Source organism: Rahnella sp. BCC 1045 (assembly GCF_019049615.1).
Classification (GTDB): Bacteria; Pseudomonadota; Gammaproteobacteria; order Enterobacterales; family Enterobacteriaceae; genus Rahnella; species Rahnella contaminans.
Map to the genome: position 1 here is coordinate 165644 of NZ_JAFMOZ010000144.1, position 15143 is coordinate 180786.

A 15143-nucleotide genomic window follows, 5' to 3' on the forward strand; every position below is an offset into this window, starting at 1 on the left:
TAAGGTTGCCATTCCTTTGGCCTGACTTTATTGCTTCATAAACCAACTTCATTGACCGTGTCATGCGGCTGCCTTCTTCTTCAGGAAGTCCACCACCTTCAGTGCTTCAGGTTCGGTGAGTTGATCCGGTGATGAGATAGGGCGTTTGAATATCTGCGAGCAAATAGGGAGCAAGTCTGCATCCCATGTTTTATCCATTTGCAGGAGCAATTCATTAATCGCCTGAATGGTGTCGTCGGTGGAGGGTGATATATCCTTTTCCTGCCCGCGTTCCTGGCTAAAGTTGATGCCTTCTCCTCCTTCGGTATTCACGTAATCAACAGCCGCATCGAGACGCTCACGGCGAGGCCAGTATTTGGTGGCCTGTTTCACGACTGTCTTCAGGATCATCTGCTCTTCATCAGTGACCCAAGGGCAGCGCTTAGTGTTATCGGTTAGGTATTTCTTCCATGCTTCTGACCGGTCGCGAATTGAGAAGATATCTTCAGCTCGCATGGTGTGCGTCAGGTAGTCGCCTTCATCCGTTTTAACTACCGTGTAAGCTCCTACCACTTCACCGCGCTGCTCAATGGTGTCGAACTCGTTGAATTCATGCGTTGGCGGTCGGTCAATGCTGGTACGCATGAAACGGTCGTTCTTCCTGACAATCGCTGACTGGCACCATTTGATTGCACCTGACTGCTGGGCAATGTGCATCAAACCCATGTAGCTGATGTCCAGACAGATAGCGCCTTTCCGTGGCACTAAATACGCGAGCTTTTGGGCTGGGTTTAGAGAAATACCAATCGCTGCAACGTTCATTATCGCGCTGCGGGTCGATACGCTATTCTTTGCTGCCACACCTGCCAGATAGTCATTATTTGCGAATATCTGCATCGCAAACTCTGACTCACGTTTAAAGGTCAGGCTGGGCTCAGAGCAAACCTGTTCGAACTCAGCCCTGAGTGGGTTAACGATGTTAAAGACTTGCTCAACCAATTGCTGGTTCATGCTGCGCTCTCCATTTTCGATATTCTTCCGTGAGCCTCGTGGCCGCTGATTGCATCAATGAACTTTGCGTACTCGTCCTGAGCCCATTCATTGTCCAGCGCGTGAATCTGCTGAGCTGTGAGTTTTGATTTGTCTGCAAATTCGAGAGGTGTTTCAGGATAGGTTTCTGCAATCTTCATCGTGCGCTGGCGAAGGTCTTCTTCCACCCGTTCGATTGCAGCGTCCAAATCTTCCTGCTGGTCTCTGATGTAGTCGTAGCTGCTGTATCTCATGCTGCGTCCTCCTGTTTCATCAACACCAGATACCCGCGCGACTCCATGAACTCGCGAATGTTTGCCTCATCCATAAAGGCGAGCATTTCTTTGTCAGGGAGTGCGTAGTGCAGCTCAGCACCTTCAACCTCAAGCTTTACGCCTCGCCCCATGGTGCCACTGGAAATCTTCACGTCGGCGCATTCAAAGGTGATATTCATACGAGCCCCTTACTCTTGCAGAACGCCCGAGCCATCAACTTGTAGCCGAGCGGGTTATTCGGAAACGACTGTTCGCTGCCGTCTATGAGGATGTGAAGCAGGGTGCCGATGATTTGAAATCTCATAGCGGGTTGCCCGGTTGGTTTAGGATTTCAATGAAGCGCTTTGCAGCGTTCTTGGCATTGCGACAAATGCGGTCTAACAGTGATTCAGAGCAGCCCACGCAAGGCCACCCTGCTATACAAAAGGTATGCATGGGATACTCCGTTTAGTTGATTTAAGTGATGAAGAAGCCAGCTCTTGAACTGGCTTTTGCATCCATTAAAAAAGCCTCGCGAGGAGGCTTATATTTCGATCACTTCTTTTTGTCCGTTTACCCAACCTTCCTGATAATCCGCTTCCCCCTTGCTTACACATACCGCGAGGTGCTCTACGTCTTCCCAGTTCATGTTATTTGCTGCCCAGTCTTCAATGTCATATGGGCTTCCAGCAAAGAGTGGGCGGGTGTCATTTTCAAGGCTTTCTTCAATGGTTATGCCGTCATGCTTGGCATAGTAGACAGCCCTGTTCATTGCGATAACTTCGACAGGCACAGCCCATTTGCTGCCGTCTGGCATTTCAATCTGTAGGTGCAAGGCCATATTTACTCCAGTTATAAAAAAGCCCTGCGGGGTGACAGGGCGAAGTGGTTCACAGCATGAAGGTTGATAAGGGGCGCTTATCACGATGCGCACTCTGTGAATGCGCAGCAGGAAGGGGCTCATATTAGTAGTCGCCATCGACTATTTTTTGGTGGCAAGTCCAATCGTAAATTTCATCAGCGGTGAATGTGTGCCCATCAACCTGAAGTTGTTCAAACTCAGCAACTATTCGCTTCGATTCTTCAATTTCTTCTTCTGATACTTCTGCTTTAACTGTCATGGTCAATTTCCTTTATTTCAGGTTTATGCGAACAAGCCATCTCGTTTGAATTGGCTCGCAGATTTATTTTGTTGGCAGTTCCGGGTAAGGCATCCAGTGCGTTATGCCCTGTGATAAGTACCGCTTTGTGTAAAGTTGATTACCCCCCTGATCCAGTCCATTTGTTATGTCGTCAAAATAGTCTTGAATGTGAACCATATCGTAGCCGCCAGCAGGAAATCCTTTACCGTCAGGCGTACCGCTCGCCGAATAAACCAGAACTGAGTTATCTTCTGATTCTGGAATTCGATCGCTGCACTTAATCCACTCGCTCATACTTCCTCCTCAACCTTAATTTCAGGTTTGCGCAAGAACCTCTCATACTGCTCATGACTCATTCGAACAGATGAGCGTTCTGCTTTGTTTTTAAGTACATATTCGTAGCCGTTAGCCATCCTTACGACGCAAAGACGCTCACCGGTTAAAGTGTTTACAAGCTTCATGGGGATGACTCCGGTAGGGTGTTTAGTAGAAACTGTCTGGAAGGTCAGTGGCTTCTTGTAGCTGCTTGATTTTGTTTTTCAGGGTCTGAATCTGCTTTTCATTTTGGTCAATGTCTGCCTGAAGCTTTTCCCTAATAAACTCAGCCCTTGCGACAGGGTAATTATCATAAAATTTGCAGACTGAAGGTCGCTCAGGTCTAACGTATGAGCCAGAGCGCTTAATTTGAATCTGTGCTGCTGTAACTTTCTCCACTGTTCCTTTGTAGAACTCAGGAAACTGAACGCCCAGCTTGACGACATACACCACATCGTCAGGCTTAAATTGTGAAATCTGCTTACTCATATCGGTAGTCTCAGTTAGTTATGTGATGCGGGGTGGGGGTTATCGAAGCTCCCAGAAATTGAATTCATTCAGGCTTTCCCTATCCTGATGAAAGAAGTAATCCCAAACCTCTTGGTGCTTATCCCGACGCACGAGTTGCCATTTCCAACCAGTGGCGTCACGAACGCGCCGAATATTTCTTTTTTCGAGCCTGTCGATGTCGTAAATAACACCACCGCCAGATCCAATGCCATTGCGCACCACATCAAGCTCAACCTCAATAACTCGGTACATTCTGGGTAACTCACTTGCTGCCATTACTTGGTCAAGCGTCATCTCTTACCTCATAGTGCAGTTACTGTTTAAGTGAGTAGTCAACTTTAAGATGACTACTGAATGTTAAGCTGCGTTTGGCTCGCGTGGCTGGTAATTGAATACGTGCCAGTTATCGCGAAGCTCAATCACGTTGTAGCTATCACGGCGCTCAGCAAAACCAAGCTCTACAGCCAGCGCATGCAGCTCATGACGTCGTTTAATCATGTCCATGCCAATCCAGTCTTTATCAGCTGAAATCTTCTGAGCCTGCTTCGGTGTTAAATCGCGATAGTCCTTGTCGCTAAGCTTTGACATGCGGCTGATTCCTGATTTCAATTCGCGAAGCTGGCGAATCATTGCGTCAATCTTCTCGATGTCATTCATCTCAACTTCTCATAACGTGATATGCATGCTCGTATTTATCGCTGCGATGACCGGCGCGAATGATTTTTGGTAATAAAAAAGGCCGCCTAAGCGACCTCGAAACCGGTTATTCCTCCGTGCGATTCGATAACTTGCTCTAGAATATCTCTGGGAACGTACGCATATACAGTTTCTGTCGGGTCGCTTTCATCTTCTGCATATGGCATGAGCTGGGTGTCTGCTGACGACGGAAAACCCAATTCAAAAGCACTATAATTTCCGACATGATGCTCAGTAATACGCGGGATGCAGTAGTGTCCACTGCTTGCCTGAATGCTTACAGAATAACCATCTGCGCAAGTAACTCGCCTGGTCAAAACAAACTCAGACCCGGTGTTTTTTCGGCCTTCATTCAGCCAATCGTTCATAGTTTTCATTCTGTTACCTCGCTGTAATCGTTTCTGTTGGCTTGCGATGACCGGCGGCGAATGATTGAACTTCTAAAGACTCTCGTGAAAGCCTTGATAACTTCATAAAGCCCCACTTCCGCAGGGCTATATGGTCACTTAGAGCACTTAACGTCTCGTGACACGACCAGGCAATATTCCTATTAGGATTTTGATTTAAATTTGCGCATTCACATAAATCCTCCCGACTCAGTTGACATGTTCACGTTGCGGTCATGCTCCGCTTTTAAAAGATAATTCCAGACTCGTATGTTTTGGCTTTGATGTCTCTAATCACAGAATCTGAAATTCTGCGCCTTCTGCACACTTAAGTGCTCAGGCCGGATGACCATGCCAACAACTACCAGGATGTGTCGGCTCGTTCCTGCATTGCGCCAAAGCCATAACGCTAGCAGTAGAGACAGGAGATAGAGTTTCTGCATTAGAACTCCTGTCAGTTAAATTCGTGATTATCTAGCTGAAATCGTTTCTGTTGGCTTGCGATGACCGGCGGCGATGAATTTCAGGCATAAAAAAGGCCACCTAAGCAGCCAGTGATAATTCATCTTGCGACATTCGATCCCTTAGCAAGAAAGCGAATGGCTTGCCGAGAAAATCTTCCTTTTCTTCTTTGTCTCCCGGCCAAACCGAGATAAGTACCTTCTGACAGAACATGCCGGTATCCATGGCGTCCTGCGCCGTAGCGAAATACATAAAGCTACCGGCTAGCTCGTTACTTACGCGAGATACCTGATTGGCTGTCCGATAGGTAACTTTGTACATCGGAGCTAAGACCTTTCCCATATATCAACACCTCATCTGGCTGTAATTGTTTCTGTTGGCTTGCGGAATCCCGCGCTGAAGATTGCAACATCTGGAAGGCAGATATTGTCTGCGCTTGCCTGTTCTTTACTGCGCAACGGTAAACTCATCGTTGCTTTGTAGACTCTCGCTGAGCAGCCTGAGAGGCTTATAGCAACGTTCTTTTCAAGGGTGATATCCTTGTTTGCTTCTGCTGCACATTTCGCTCTGTAGCGTGCAATGCGGCGCTCTCTTGAGTTCATGGTGATTCTCCAGTGGATTGGCTTTAGGGATGACGTGCCAGATGCTTATCTTCTGGTTGCTTCAGTGAGCTGCAATTCGCGTCATCTCCAAAGCCAACTGCACTTTGGTGCCCTCGTGTCAGGGCAATCATATTGTTAAAGAGCGTGACTTCCGTTTCGTACTGCACCAGCTCCTTGCTGATGGACTAACTGTACAACCAAACCTGTAACCTGTAAACAGGTAAAACTGTATATTCATAGAAAATACCTGTATTTGCTTGTTTTTGTATGAAATTTATTTTTATTTAGGCAACAAAAAACCCGCCGAAGCGGGTTTATGTTTAATAGTGTTGCTTTATCTGATGGTTACGCCGTACCAGAAGACAGCGCCTACTACTTTTATTTTGTTCGTTTCCTCACCAAGATAAATTTCGTCTGGGTATTCTTCAGTGTTGAATGATCTTAAGCGTATGCCTCCACCGGGCAGTCTGTACATTATTTTTACGCGAGCCATTCCTTCGTGATCAAGTGCATAAATCTTACCGTCCTTGATTTCAGTGTTTCCCATATTAATTGCGACTGTAGCTCCGTCGGGTAGCACCGGATCCATGCTATTACCCCAAACCGACATACACGCCGCCTCCTCAGGCTTAACACCTAGATTTTTAAGGCTACGCAATGAGAACTTAAGTTTTTTTCCGTCACAGTCTAGCTCTACCACTCGGCCATCACCTGCGGCAAGTTGTGCTTCTTTGAAGAACGGGAGAAAAACATCATCATCTTCTTCAATGCTTTCCTCATCCCAGAGAGATATGCCCTCAAGCTTTGTAGCATTCGACTCTTGTATTCCGGTCTTTAGCCAACTGGCTGAACACTTTAATGCTTGAGCGAGTTCGAAAATTTTTCTGGTATTTTTCGTCTCTCCATTCTCGATACTAGCAATAGATTGCTGCTTTATTCCAACCTTATCTGCCAATTCTGTCTGCGTGATCCCAAGCGCCTCACGCCTTTCTTTTACCCGCTGTGCGAGGCTCATGTTTTTCTCCTGGTGGTTAAAATCAAGCGCAAATATTCTCACAGCAAAACCTGTATTTGACAAACAGGTCTGTCTGTATGACAATACAGATAAACCTGTAGGAGGATGTATGGAAACAGATGAAACCATTTCCCAACGTGTAAAGCAGCGACGAATCGAGCTTGGAATGACCCAAGCTGAGGTCGCTGAAAAAGCTGGCATCCGTCAGCAGTCATACCAGCAACTCGAAGCTGGACAAACAAAACGCCCGCGCAATCTTCTTGAAATCGCCAGCGTTTTGAAGTGCAAAGCGCAGTGGTTGTTGTACGGGACTACCAGTAAGAAAGCAGCATAGAACCACCGCTCTTTAAAAACCTAGCCGCCCTGATTCGAGGGCTTTAACCAACTGGCAGCCTTAACGGACTGCTTATGTATTAACTAACCACAACGGAAGTATCGCAAATGGACGTCACAAACACCCGCAACAAGGCTCGCAACATCGAGAGTCAGCTATTGAACAAGATTGCACTACGAGGAGTGACAGAAGTCGCTGAGGCCATCGGAGTAGACAAGTCTCAGGTGTCACGCTGGAAGGAATCACTAATACCGCGGATGAGCATGTTACTGGCAGTTCTGGAGTGGGGAGTCGTTGACGATGACCTTGCAAGGCTGGCTAAGCAAGTAGCTCTGATGCTCACACAGCAAAAAGCCCCGACTGCGGTGACAGACGAGGCTTCTCAACTAACAATTGATTTTTAACTGGATCAATCAACAGGAGTAATTATATGCAAAAGAGCAGAAAACTCAAGCAAGAAGAGGAGCGGCGTTATCCAGACTCACCCGACCCAATCCTAATGGCAGCCGCCACAAACAAGCCGTTCGCTGAACGGTTTATTGGTTGTTTCAGACTGGCTAAAGCAGGGGTGAAGAATGGGCAACGCAGCTAGACATTTACAGCTAGTACCGACATCTACAGATGTCATGGAGCGGCGCGTGGCGGATACCGATGATGGTTACACACGCATAGCTAACGAACTCTTAGAAGCGGTTATGAGCGCTGATTTAACGGCTCGACAGCTCAAGGTTGCGTTAGCCGTTATGCGCAAAACATACGGCTTCGGCAAGAAGACAGACCGGATCACAAACACTCAGATAGCAGGGATGACTGGCATTCACCACACGCATGTGTGTACCGCTAAGAATGAGATGATTGCGATGAACGTCATCATCACTTCTGGCAGTCAGATTGGAATTAACAAGGTGGTTTCTGACTGGAATTTCAATATTAGCCAAGTCAGCGAAACATTAGCCAAGTCAGCTAATAAAACATTAGCCGAAGTAGCTAACGACCATTCGCCAACTCAGCTAAACACAAAAGAAACTTATCAAAAGAAAAAAGAAAATACCCCTAAATCCCCAGAGGGGAGTGATGAAGTGGCTGAGAAGAAAACCCCTTCCAAGTCGAAGAAAAAACCCTCCCTTGAGTTCGACAGGGAACGTTTCAAAAACACCTGGAATTGCAAAGCCGAGAAGCACGGACTGCCGAAGATTAACGGCGTCTCTGCCACTACCGAGAAATCCCTTAAATATCTCTACGAAGCCCATTTGAGGAATTGCACTCAAAACGGCAGAAAGCCCACCGACATGGATACCCTGTTCAACGGATACATCGAATTTGGTTATCAGCCAACCGCGTGGGCTATGGGCAACAATCCTGATGGCAAAGTATTCGGTATTGCGACCGCGCTTCGCCAAGACAAGATTGATGAAATCCTGAATTCGGAGGTTTGACATGGAAAGTTATGAATTCGAGGAGTTGCTCGTAGGTTCGATGATCGTGAAAGGAGACCACATCGACTGCCGAGACATCGCTGGGAAACTTCCTGCTGAAGCCTTTGAAAACTTCCACCTCCGCCGTATGTACACCGTCATCGTCGCCCTGCTGAGCAAAGCCGAGCCGACAGACATGTTCACCGTGCAAAGCAGCGTTCCTGCCGAGACGAAAGATTTCGTGCTTGAAGTAGCTACCCGCTGCCGTTCTGCGGCAAACATCAAGGCATGGGCTAAGCGTGTTCGCCAGTGCTGGATGCTGCGACAGGGTGAGGCTGAACTGCTCAAAGCAGCTGATTTACTCCGCGGCGCGTCCACTCATGATTTGGGTGAACGTCTGGCAGAAGTGTCTGGGATGCTTTCCAAGCTTCAGTTTGAAACCAATGACCGTTTACCGCGGCGAATTGGCGACATGCTGGACGATTACATGGAGGTGCTGGAGAAACGCATGAAAGGCGCTGAGTCAGGCATGTACCTGAAAACCGGCATTGATGCGATGGATGATGAGTACGGTGGTTTCGACCGCACAGACCTGATCATCGTAGCCGGTCGTCCAGGCATGGGTAAGACGGAACTGGCGATCAACATCGGTAACTCAATTGGCCAGCAGAAGGGAAAAGGGCTGATGGTTTCGATGGAAATGTCTGACATGCAGGTAGTGGAACGCCACGTTGCTGACCGAGCTGGCTTGTCAGTTGGTACGCTGCGCAACCCACTAAACATGCTGGATGAGCAATACAACAGGCTAACCGTGGCAACCGGTACATTGCTGAACGAAAACAACTACGTTATCGACGGGTCATTCACGGTAGACGAAATCATCGCTCACGCTGAGCGCATGAACATGGACGGCGGCCTAAGCTTCCTGACGATTGACTACCTCGGCCTGATGAAGAAATCCAAGGCAGAGCGTAACGACATCGCCATCGGGGACATCACCAGCAAGCTCAAGCAGTTCTGTCTTCGCAACAAGGTTCCCGTAATCCTTCTATCCCAGCTTAACCGCGGCGTTGAGTCACGCCTTGATAAGCGTCCCGGGTTGAGTGACCTGAAGGACTCCAGCTCCATTGAGCAGGATGCAGATGTGATTATCTTCCCTTATCGAGATGAAGTTTACGACGAGCGCAGCGATATGAAAGGCATCGCTGAAATCATCGTGGGCAAATACCGGTCAGGCAAGCCAAAGACGTTTTACATGGGCTGGAAGAGTGGTCACTTCGTCAATATCGATCAGGCAGACGCTGCAAAGCGTTACGCGGAAAACACAAAGAAACCGACTGACAATAAGTCATGGCGGGGAGGTGAGTGATGGACACTAAGGCAGCATTTGAGAAGTGGTGGATGGAACCTAAACAAGACGAGATTCGATTAAGCATTCATAAATCACTGGGATATAGCGTATGGCAGGCATCCCGTGAGGCAATTGAGATTAATCTACCTCCCGAGCATTACCGAGTAACTGATAAAGCTTTCTATTCTAAAGAAGTAATTGAGGCCATCACAACCCACGGAATCAGAATTAAGGGGAAGACGGAATGAAAGAGCTTAAAGAGTCTGTGATAGCAATAATTGTTCTTTTTACTATGTTAGCGGTTGGATACAAAGTCGGGTATTTCTACGGAATGGATGATGGGGTTTCACTGGCAAAGGGCGAGAAGTGGGATTGTGCGTGGTCTGATTCAACTGGATTTGCCCTCTGCAACAGAAAGCCACAGGAGAAATTGAGCCATGAATAACGATTTAGAGCAGTTCAGCTCACCAATGAAAATCCAACTGACAAAAGCCGCTGCATGGATAAGCCGAGTGCGACAGCAAAACCCATTCATGAAAGAAGCTAAAACATGCGATGAAATCATTTCGCAGTTACTGGCGGCAATTGATCTTCAAGATGGCACCACCCCACAGCCAGCCCATACAGAGCAGGATGGGTGGATTAAGTGCAGCGAGCGGATGCCGCCGAGTAGTGAACCTGTATGGGCCTATGCTCAACCCAGCTTTGAGTATGCGGTAGAAGCTTATTGGGATGGTAACTGGTATCGAACACTAACTGATGAGCCTGAATACAACATCACCCACTGGATGCCACTACCCGCCGCCCCTAAACCGGAGAGTGAATGATGACCAATGTTTACTGCAAGGTGAGGTCGGCCACACCTGAATGGCTTGAATTTATGTCTGCTCAGGAACGGTTATTTGCAAATAATCATGGCGAGTATCACGAGTTAAATCCAATTGACGAAAGGCACCGATGGATGGCTGGTGTAGCCATGAAGATGATTTCTTGTGGTGAGCTTTATGTGCTGACCAGCCCTAAATTTGGAGGAGAGCTGATAAGTGGACAAACAAACGTTCTACCTACGAAGTGAAGATATCCGGCGAAACCTAATAGACCACCTCAAAAACATCCAGCTAGACCAGTCAAAACCTTTCGAAGTTGAAGTATCCCCTCCAAAAAGAACCCTCTCTCAGAATCGAAAAATGTGGCCTCTGCTGCACGACCTTTCTGTGCAGGTCATTTGGTTCGACCAGAAGTACGACGAGGAAGACTGGAAGGATTTAATCACCGCTCTGGTCGCAAAAACCAAAAAGGAGGAACAGCGCACGGCTCCTGGCATCGGCGGCGGCGTTGTGATGTTCGGTCAGCGTACCAGCAAGATGCGCGTAGCTCAGATGGTTGAAGTCATTGAGGCTATCTACTGGTTCGGCACAGAACATGGCGTCAAATTCAGTGAAGAGTCCAAGTTAAACATCGAGTGGGCAAATCGTTGGGGTGAATCAAACAAACTTAAGCAGGTGGCATGATGACAGATAAATCGAATACACCAGCCGAACACAAAGACAGCTGGAGAACCCCACCGGAATTATTTTCCGCACTCAATGCAGAGTTCAGCTTCAACCTTGATGCGGCAGCAAGTTCGGCCAACGCGCTTTGCCACCACTTCATTACTGAAGAACAGAACACGCTGGAAACATCGTGGAACTGGGTCAGGCCAGATATCCCTGGATACGTTTGGCTAAACCCACCATACAGCGATGTAAGCCCATTCGTTAAGAAAGCCTCTGAGGAAAATCATAAGCACGGCATTGGCTGCGTGATGCTTCTCAATGCTGACACATCAGTAGGCTGGTTCCGTGAAGCAATTTCTACTGCCCACGAAGTGAGATTCATCACAGGAGGCAGGCTTGCGTTCCTGAGTGCTGAAACAGGCAAGCCGGTATCAGGCAACAACAAAGGGCAGATGCTGATTATCTGGCATCCGTGGCCTCGCACTCACTGCGAGATGAAAACTATCGATCGTGATGTGCTCCTGTCATTTGGGTCACGACTGATTAAGAGGGCAGCCTAATGAACACTCAAGACAGCATTGAGCTATTCGAAACCAGAAAAGCAGCCATCAAGAAATTTGTGTCTGCGCACAATGGCGTTCGTCGCAAAGAGGTGCAAATCAAGCTTGGCCTTGGCGATACGTTTACGGCAGAGCTGCTGACCAAGATAATTCAGCTTGGTGAACTCTATCGCTCTGGCAACGGATCAAATATTCGTTACTGGATTAGCGAAGAGCGCATGAACGAATACAACGCTTCTCAGGTTGAGCCACCAAAGCCCAAGACGAAGCCACCGATTATCGTTGGCAGAAGAAAGCCAAACAACAACCCTACGATGATATTCCTCAGTAGAAAACGACCGGCTGGCATCAACACGGTATTCGAAGAGTGCAAACAGAACTTCCGCATTTTGCCTGTGCTTCAGGTAATGGCAGCAAGGAGAGTGGCATGAAAGATTATTCAGCGATGAGTGACTATGACATCAACCTTCTTGTCAATCGGTCTTTAGGGTTGAAGCATTACCCAAACGAAGAGAAAAAAGTCATTGAGGTATTTGGTGACATAGTCATTTTCGACCCCTGCAACAACCCAGCCGACGCATGGCCGATCATTTTGAATAGTGGAATCAATATATTTACAGACATGATTCCTCACGGCCTTCTCGGTCAAGCTAGGGTTTCAGTAATTAATGGGAAGCGAATCGGCGCTGAATGTCTTATCGCAAAAAATAAAAACCCACTCCGCGCCGCTATGGAAGTCTACCTCAAGATGAAAGAAGCGGAGAAAGGCCATGGCTAAATCTACATGGTTCACTCACGAAATCATGTCCACCCAGCAAGCCGAAGACCTCATCAAGCAGTACACCCTCCGAAACATCCAAACGAAAAAGCAGCTCTCAGCCGATTACACAGGCTGGTACGTCTCTGCTTTGTTACCCGAATACAAATCCGAGCCAAGGCAGAGTTACGTCTGGCAGAACCCTATGTGGAGATAAATCATGTCCAATCTGGAAAAGCTAAATAGCAACGAGCTAACTGACCTGAAAAACAACGTTGAGCGGGAGTTCAAGCGACGAGAGAAAGGGCCGATGATTCCCTATTATTACGTGCTTTCTTGCATTTCCGATTTGGAATATTTCCGAGATATCAATTGCGCTATCAGGGCTCTCAAGCAGCGGACGGAAGATCTTCAGCAGTACATATCAGAGTCACCTGACAACCTTGCTTATGTGAATAAGTGCACGGGGATAGTTGGCGTGAAGCTATGCGTAAAAGAGATGACACAAGCTGATATGGACATACGTATTGCGGAGAAATATTTCGATGATATTTGCTACCCAGAATAAAAACCAACCACGCTGCTGCCGCTGCCACGCACCCCTCAACCAAGAGGAACAAGACTACTACGGGCATTCATGTGAAGAGTGCGAAATAGATTACATGCTAATTACTGACGAGATAACCGGATATGACAGATGGAAAAGAACCTGTTTCTACACCGTGCGCCGCCTGTGGCATGGCCTTGGCAGGGGACGAGACGCACTGCTGCAACGATTGCGCGAGCTTCTTCGAAATGGGCGGCGTCGAGGTTTCTGAACATCTGAGGAGTGAGAGTGATGAGTAGAGTAATCGCATGGCTAATCATCGGTCGATGGGCGGTCGTAGCAACAGCATTGGAGCAAGACTACTTTTTCAATCATCGGAAAGTAGCGGCTATGAAAGCTTTCTATCTGGCGATGGTTCAGAACAATTTCTGCGGCTCATTGCACAGTGATTTCATCCGGCGCGACATGAAACGAATTCTTGGCATAGGAGGATGGGATGAAACCACCGAAAAGCCGTAAATGCAAAGTCTGCGGAGATAAGTTCAAGCCAGCAACCCTGTATGACTGGTGGTGCAACGAAGAACACAAGGAAGAGCTAATCACCAAGTTAGCCAACGAAGCCCGACAGAAGCGCATACAGCAACAGGAGCGACAGCGAAAGGAAACCACCCAGCAGGAACGACGAAGCCTCAAGATTCGAAAGCTCGCAGTACAGCCCCGCAGTTACTTCATCAAGCAAGCCCAGCAAGCCGTAAACGCCTACATCCGTGAAAGAGACAAGCACCTTCCCTGCGTTTCATGTGGAACGTTGAGCGCTGCTCAATGGGATGCCGGCCATTACCGAACTACGGCCGCAGCCCCACAGCTAAGGTTCGATCCTCGCCAAATCTGGAAGCAATGCAGCGTATGCAACCAGCACAAAAGCGGGAATCTGGTTCCGTACCGGGCAGAACTCATCAGGCGCATTGGTCTGGCTGAAGTGGAAAGCATCGAAGGAAACCACGACAGGCACCGCTGGACGATTGAAGAGTGTAAGGCCATCAAGGCTGAGTATCAGCAGAAACTAAAAGACCTCAGACAACTCGGAGATGCAGCATGACTACCGAAACAGAAACTGAACTTGGAAACGTAGTGGCGTTCCCGCTGGCAGACGACTCAAACCCCAAGACAAAAATTAACTTCCTGCTGGAGAGTGAAGGTCATTTTTGCCTGCATCCGGGTTACACCATCAACGAACAGGAGCGGCAGGTTAAATGCAAAAAATGTGGGGCAGTTATCGATCACTTTGACCTGCTGATGCAGATCGCCAAAAAAGAAACTCACCTTGCTAATGACATTAGTGAACTAAGGCGTGAGGAGAAGCAGCGCCGGATAAATATCGACAAGCTGATTCTGATTGAGCGTAACGCCAAGGCTCGAATTCGGAAGTCGGGAGTGAAGGGCGATCTTCCAAGCTGGCAACTCCAAAAGGTGAACTCATGACTCAATACGAAAGATTCGAACTTGCCCGGCTAGCTGAAGAAGAAAAGCTGATAGAGCAAAAGCTAAATCGTATTCGTGAGCAGCGCCGCGAAATCATCAACCGAACAGATGCCAATAAGGTGAAGGTATGAGAAAGCAAGATGCTATTTACGCTCTCCCGTGGGTCGTGAAGCAATCAGATCTTCGCAGGGTATGGTGCAATGGCCGTAAAACTATCACTCCATCACAGCGCGTCTGGACTCGTTATTTGCTGTGCGTTTGGGGTCGAAATTTAGGCGGAGACGATGCCCCTGCAGGATGTGTGAATGTCATCGGAAGATTGATGATCCGCACCGAATGGTCACAGACCCAATCAGAACGAATCGTTCAGGTTGTGGAAAGCTTGCATGAGCAGGGTTATCGCGGTGATGAACTATTCAAGAAGTCACGTGAAGTCGTAATGCCTGGAACATCAGTAAGCAGCATCATCGCTCTCGCCAAAGAATCAGATGATGCCGCTTTTGTTGAATCAGTGATGCACAAAGTCATTAAACGAGATAGTCCGATGCGCTCAGTGGCTATTAAACGGTACTGTGACCGCAAATGCCCGCAAGACATCGCGAGGGATATTAATTACCACACCGGCTGTGATGTTCAAGCGGCACGTAAAAGGGTGATTTGGTGCGAAGAAATACTCGAAGAGGAAATGTTTTACGGTATTAAGCGTAGTATGGAGGAAGAAATTACCCAGAGTGCAGCATAAGTAGAAATATATTTTCATTTTGATTGCAAATCGAGAAATGAGACTGTATATTTTTATGTAAGCTCGGGA

General features: G+C 47.8%; 34 protein-coding genes. 19 read left to right on the top strand and 15 right to left on the bottom strand.

Going from position 1 to position 15143, the window contains the following annotated elements; genetic code table 11:
• Positions 1-60: 60 nt before the first annotated feature.
• The 15 genes from J1782_RS24935 to J1782_RS25005 form a co-directional block, all read right to left on the bottom strand.
• Complete coding sequence (locus J1782_RS24935) at positions 61-990, bottom strand: recombinase RecT (protein ID WP_217154123.1); 930 nt, start codon at positions 988-990, stop codon at positions 61-63.
• Positions 987-1262 (bottom strand): hypothetical protein, encoded by a 276-nt coding sequence (locus J1782_RS24940; RefSeq protein WP_217154124.1) that lies wholly within the window; start codon positions 1260-1262, stop codon positions 987-989. Before J1782_RS24940 ends, J1782_RS24935 begins: the two co-directional genes overlap by 4 nt.
• The gene (locus J1782_RS24945) at positions 1259-1462 is read right to left on the bottom strand and encodes a hypothetical protein (protein ID WP_217154125.1); all 204 of its coding nucleotides are present in this window, start codon (positions 1460-1462) and stop codon (positions 1259-1261) included. The genes J1782_RS24940 and J1782_RS24945 overlap by 4 nt, the downstream gene beginning before the upstream one ends.
• Positions 1463-1583: 121 nt before the next feature.
• A complete protein-coding gene (locus J1782_RS24950; RefSeq protein WP_217154126.1) occupies positions 1584-1718 on the bottom strand; it encodes a protease FtsH-inhibitory lysogeny factor CIII in 135 nt (44 codons plus the stop codon).
• A gap of 88 nt (positions 1719-1806) precedes the next feature.
• Positions 1807-2241, bottom strand: a complete 435-nt coding sequence (locus tag J1782_RS26450; RefSeq protein ID WP_254303164.1) for a hypothetical protein — start codon at positions 2239-2241, stop codon at positions 1807-1809.
• Positions 2228-2383 (bottom strand): hypothetical protein, encoded by a 156-nt coding sequence (locus J1782_RS24960; RefSeq protein WP_217154127.1) that lies wholly within the window; start codon positions 2381-2383, stop codon positions 2228-2230. Before J1782_RS24960 ends, J1782_RS26450 begins: the two co-directional genes overlap by 14 nt.
• 63 nt (positions 2384-2446) lie before the next feature.
• The gene (locus J1782_RS24965) at positions 2447-2698 is read right to left on the bottom strand and encodes a DUF551 domain-containing protein (protein WP_217154128.1); all 252 of its coding nucleotides are present in this window, start codon (positions 2696-2698) and stop codon (positions 2447-2449) included.
• Entirely contained in the window at positions 2695-2865 is a 171-nt protein-coding gene (locus J1782_RS24970) for a hypothetical protein (RefSeq protein ID WP_217154129.1), read from the bottom strand. Before J1782_RS24970 ends, J1782_RS24965 begins: the two co-directional genes overlap by 4 nt.
• Before the next feature lie 22 nt (positions 2866-2887).
• On the bottom strand, positions 2888-3208 hold the full coding sequence (locus J1782_RS24975; RefSeq protein ID WP_217154130.1) for a hypothetical protein: 321 nt from the start codon (positions 3206-3208) through the stop codon (positions 2888-2890).
• A gap of 39 nt (positions 3209-3247) precedes the next feature.
• Positions 3248-3523, bottom strand: a complete 276-nt coding sequence (locus tag J1782_RS24980; RefSeq protein ID WP_217154131.1) for a hypothetical protein — start codon at positions 3521-3523, stop codon at positions 3248-3250.
• A 63-nt stretch (positions 3524-3586) separates the two neighbouring features.
• Entirely contained in the window at positions 3587-3886 is a 300-nt protein-coding gene (locus J1782_RS24985) for a regulator (RefSeq protein ID WP_217154132.1), read from the bottom strand.
• Positions 3887-3972: 86 nt separating this feature from the next.
• On the bottom strand, positions 3973-4302 hold the full coding sequence (locus J1782_RS24990; RefSeq protein WP_217154133.1) for a hypothetical protein: 330 nt from the start codon (positions 4300-4302) through the stop codon (positions 3973-3975).
• A 552-nt stretch (positions 4303-4854) separates the two neighbouring features.
• Positions 4855-5115, bottom strand: coding sequence for a hypothetical protein (locus tag J1782_RS24995; protein ID WP_217154134.1), 261 nt, complete (start codon positions 5113-5115; stop codon positions 4855-4857).
• A gap of 11 nt (positions 5116-5126) precedes the next feature.
• Complete coding sequence (locus J1782_RS25000; protein ID WP_217154135.1) at positions 5127-5375, bottom strand: hypothetical protein; 249 nt, start codon at positions 5373-5375, stop codon at positions 5127-5129.
• A gap of 334 nt (positions 5376-5709) precedes the next feature.
• Positions 5710-6390, bottom strand: a complete 681-nt coding sequence (locus tag J1782_RS25005) for a helix-turn-helix transcriptional regulator (protein WP_217154136.1) — start codon at positions 6388-6390, stop codon at positions 5710-5712.
• Positions 6391-6499: 109 nt separating this feature from the next.
• Between J1782_RS25005 and J1782_RS25010 the strand changes: the two genes are divergently transcribed.
• The 19 genes from J1782_RS25010 to J1782_RS25100 all read left to right on the top strand — a co-directional run bounded on the left by J1782_RS25010 (position 6500) and on the right by J1782_RS25100 (position 15074).
• Positions 6500-6724 (top strand): helix-turn-helix domain-containing protein, encoded by a 225-nt coding sequence (locus J1782_RS25010; protein ID WP_217154137.1) that lies wholly within the window; start codon positions 6500-6502, stop codon positions 6722-6724.
• Between the two features lie 107 nt (positions 6725-6831).
• The gene (locus tag J1782_RS25015) at positions 6832-7128 is read left to right on the top strand and encodes a CII family transcriptional regulator (RefSeq protein ID WP_217154138.1); all 297 of its coding nucleotides are present in this window, start codon (positions 6832-6834) and stop codon (positions 7126-7128) included.
• 171 nt (positions 7129-7299) lie between these two features.
• Positions 7300-8160, top strand: a complete 861-nt coding sequence (locus J1782_RS25020; protein WP_254303165.1) for a replication protein — start codon at positions 7300-7302, stop codon at positions 8158-8160.
• A 1-nt stretch (position 8161) separates the two neighbouring features.
• Positions 8162-9508 (top strand): replicative DNA helicase, encoded by a 1347-nt coding sequence (locus J1782_RS25025; protein WP_217154139.1) that lies wholly within the window; start codon positions 8162-8164, stop codon positions 9506-9508.
• The gene (locus tag J1782_RS25030; protein WP_217154140.1) at positions 9508-9738 is read left to right on the top strand and encodes a hypothetical protein; all 231 of its coding nucleotides are present in this window, start codon (positions 9508-9510) and stop codon (positions 9736-9738) included. The genes J1782_RS25025 and J1782_RS25030 overlap by 1 nt, the downstream gene beginning before the upstream one ends.
• Positions 9735-9935 (top strand): hypothetical protein, encoded by a 201-nt coding sequence (locus J1782_RS25035; RefSeq protein ID WP_217154141.1) that lies wholly within the window; start codon positions 9735-9737, stop codon positions 9933-9935. The genes J1782_RS25030 and J1782_RS25035 overlap by 4 nt, the downstream gene beginning before the upstream one ends.
• Positions 9928-10317, top strand: coding sequence for a DUF551 domain-containing protein (locus tag J1782_RS25040; RefSeq protein ID WP_217154142.1), 390 nt, complete (start codon positions 9928-9930; stop codon positions 10315-10317). The genes J1782_RS25035 and J1782_RS25040 overlap by 8 nt, the downstream gene beginning before the upstream one ends.
• Positions 10314-10565: a hypothetical protein gene (locus tag J1782_RS25045; protein WP_254303166.1), complete on the top strand. Its 252-nt coding sequence runs from the start codon at positions 10314-10316 to the stop codon at positions 10563-10565. Before J1782_RS25040 ends, J1782_RS25045 begins: the two co-directional genes overlap by 4 nt.
• Positions 10534-11001 (top strand): recombination protein NinB, encoded by a 468-nt coding sequence (locus J1782_RS25050; protein WP_217154143.1) that lies wholly within the window; start codon positions 10534-10536, stop codon positions 10999-11001. The genes J1782_RS25045 and J1782_RS25050 overlap by 32 nt, the downstream gene beginning before the upstream one ends.
• Positions 11001-11546: a phage N-6-adenine-methyltransferase gene (locus J1782_RS25055; protein WP_217154196.1), complete on the top strand. Its 546-nt coding sequence runs from the start codon at positions 11001-11003 to the stop codon at positions 11544-11546. Before J1782_RS25050 ends, J1782_RS25055 begins: the two co-directional genes overlap by 1 nt.
• Positions 11546-11977: a hypothetical protein gene (locus J1782_RS25060; protein WP_217154144.1), complete on the top strand. Its 432-nt coding sequence runs from the start codon at positions 11546-11548 to the stop codon at positions 11975-11977. Before J1782_RS25055 ends, J1782_RS25060 begins: the two co-directional genes overlap by 1 nt.
• Complete coding sequence (locus tag J1782_RS25065; RefSeq protein ID WP_217154145.1) at positions 11974-12324, top strand: phage protein NinX family protein; 351 nt, start codon at positions 11974-11976, stop codon at positions 12322-12324. The genes J1782_RS25060 and J1782_RS25065 overlap by 4 nt, the downstream gene beginning before the upstream one ends.
• Complete coding sequence (locus J1782_RS25070; RefSeq protein ID WP_217154146.1) at positions 12317-12520, top strand: hypothetical protein; 204 nt, start codon at positions 12317-12319, stop codon at positions 12518-12520. Before J1782_RS25065 ends, J1782_RS25070 begins: the two co-directional genes overlap by 8 nt.
• 3 nt (positions 12521-12523) lie before the next feature.
• The gene (locus tag J1782_RS25075; protein ID WP_217154147.1) at positions 12524-12871 is read left to right on the top strand and encodes a DUF5448 family protein; all 348 of its coding nucleotides are present in this window, start codon (positions 12524-12526) and stop codon (positions 12869-12871) included.
• A gap of 270 nt (positions 12872-13141) precedes the next feature.
• Positions 13142-13369, top strand: coding sequence for a hypothetical protein (locus J1782_RS25085; RefSeq protein ID WP_217154149.1), 228 nt, complete (start codon positions 13142-13144; stop codon positions 13367-13369).
• A complete protein-coding gene (locus tag J1782_RS25090; RefSeq protein WP_217154150.1) occupies positions 13347-13949 on the top strand; it encodes a recombination protein NinG in 603 nt (200 codons plus the stop codon). Before J1782_RS25085 ends, J1782_RS25090 begins: the two co-directional genes overlap by 23 nt.
• Entirely contained in the window at positions 13946-14332 is a 387-nt protein-coding gene (locus tag J1782_RS25095) for a hypothetical protein (RefSeq protein ID WP_217154151.1), read from the top strand. The genes J1782_RS25090 and J1782_RS25095 overlap by 4 nt, the downstream gene beginning before the upstream one ends.
• Positions 14329-14463, top strand: coding sequence for a hypothetical protein (locus J1782_RS26485; RefSeq protein WP_256443934.1), 135 nt, complete (start codon positions 14329-14331; stop codon positions 14461-14463). The genes J1782_RS25095 and J1782_RS26485 overlap by 4 nt, the downstream gene beginning before the upstream one ends.
• Positions 14460-15074, top strand: a complete 615-nt coding sequence (locus J1782_RS25100) for a hypothetical protein (protein WP_217154152.1) — start codon at positions 14460-14462, stop codon at positions 15072-15074. Before J1782_RS26485 ends, J1782_RS25100 begins: the two co-directional genes overlap by 4 nt.
• Positions 15075-15143: the final 69 nt, after the last annotated feature.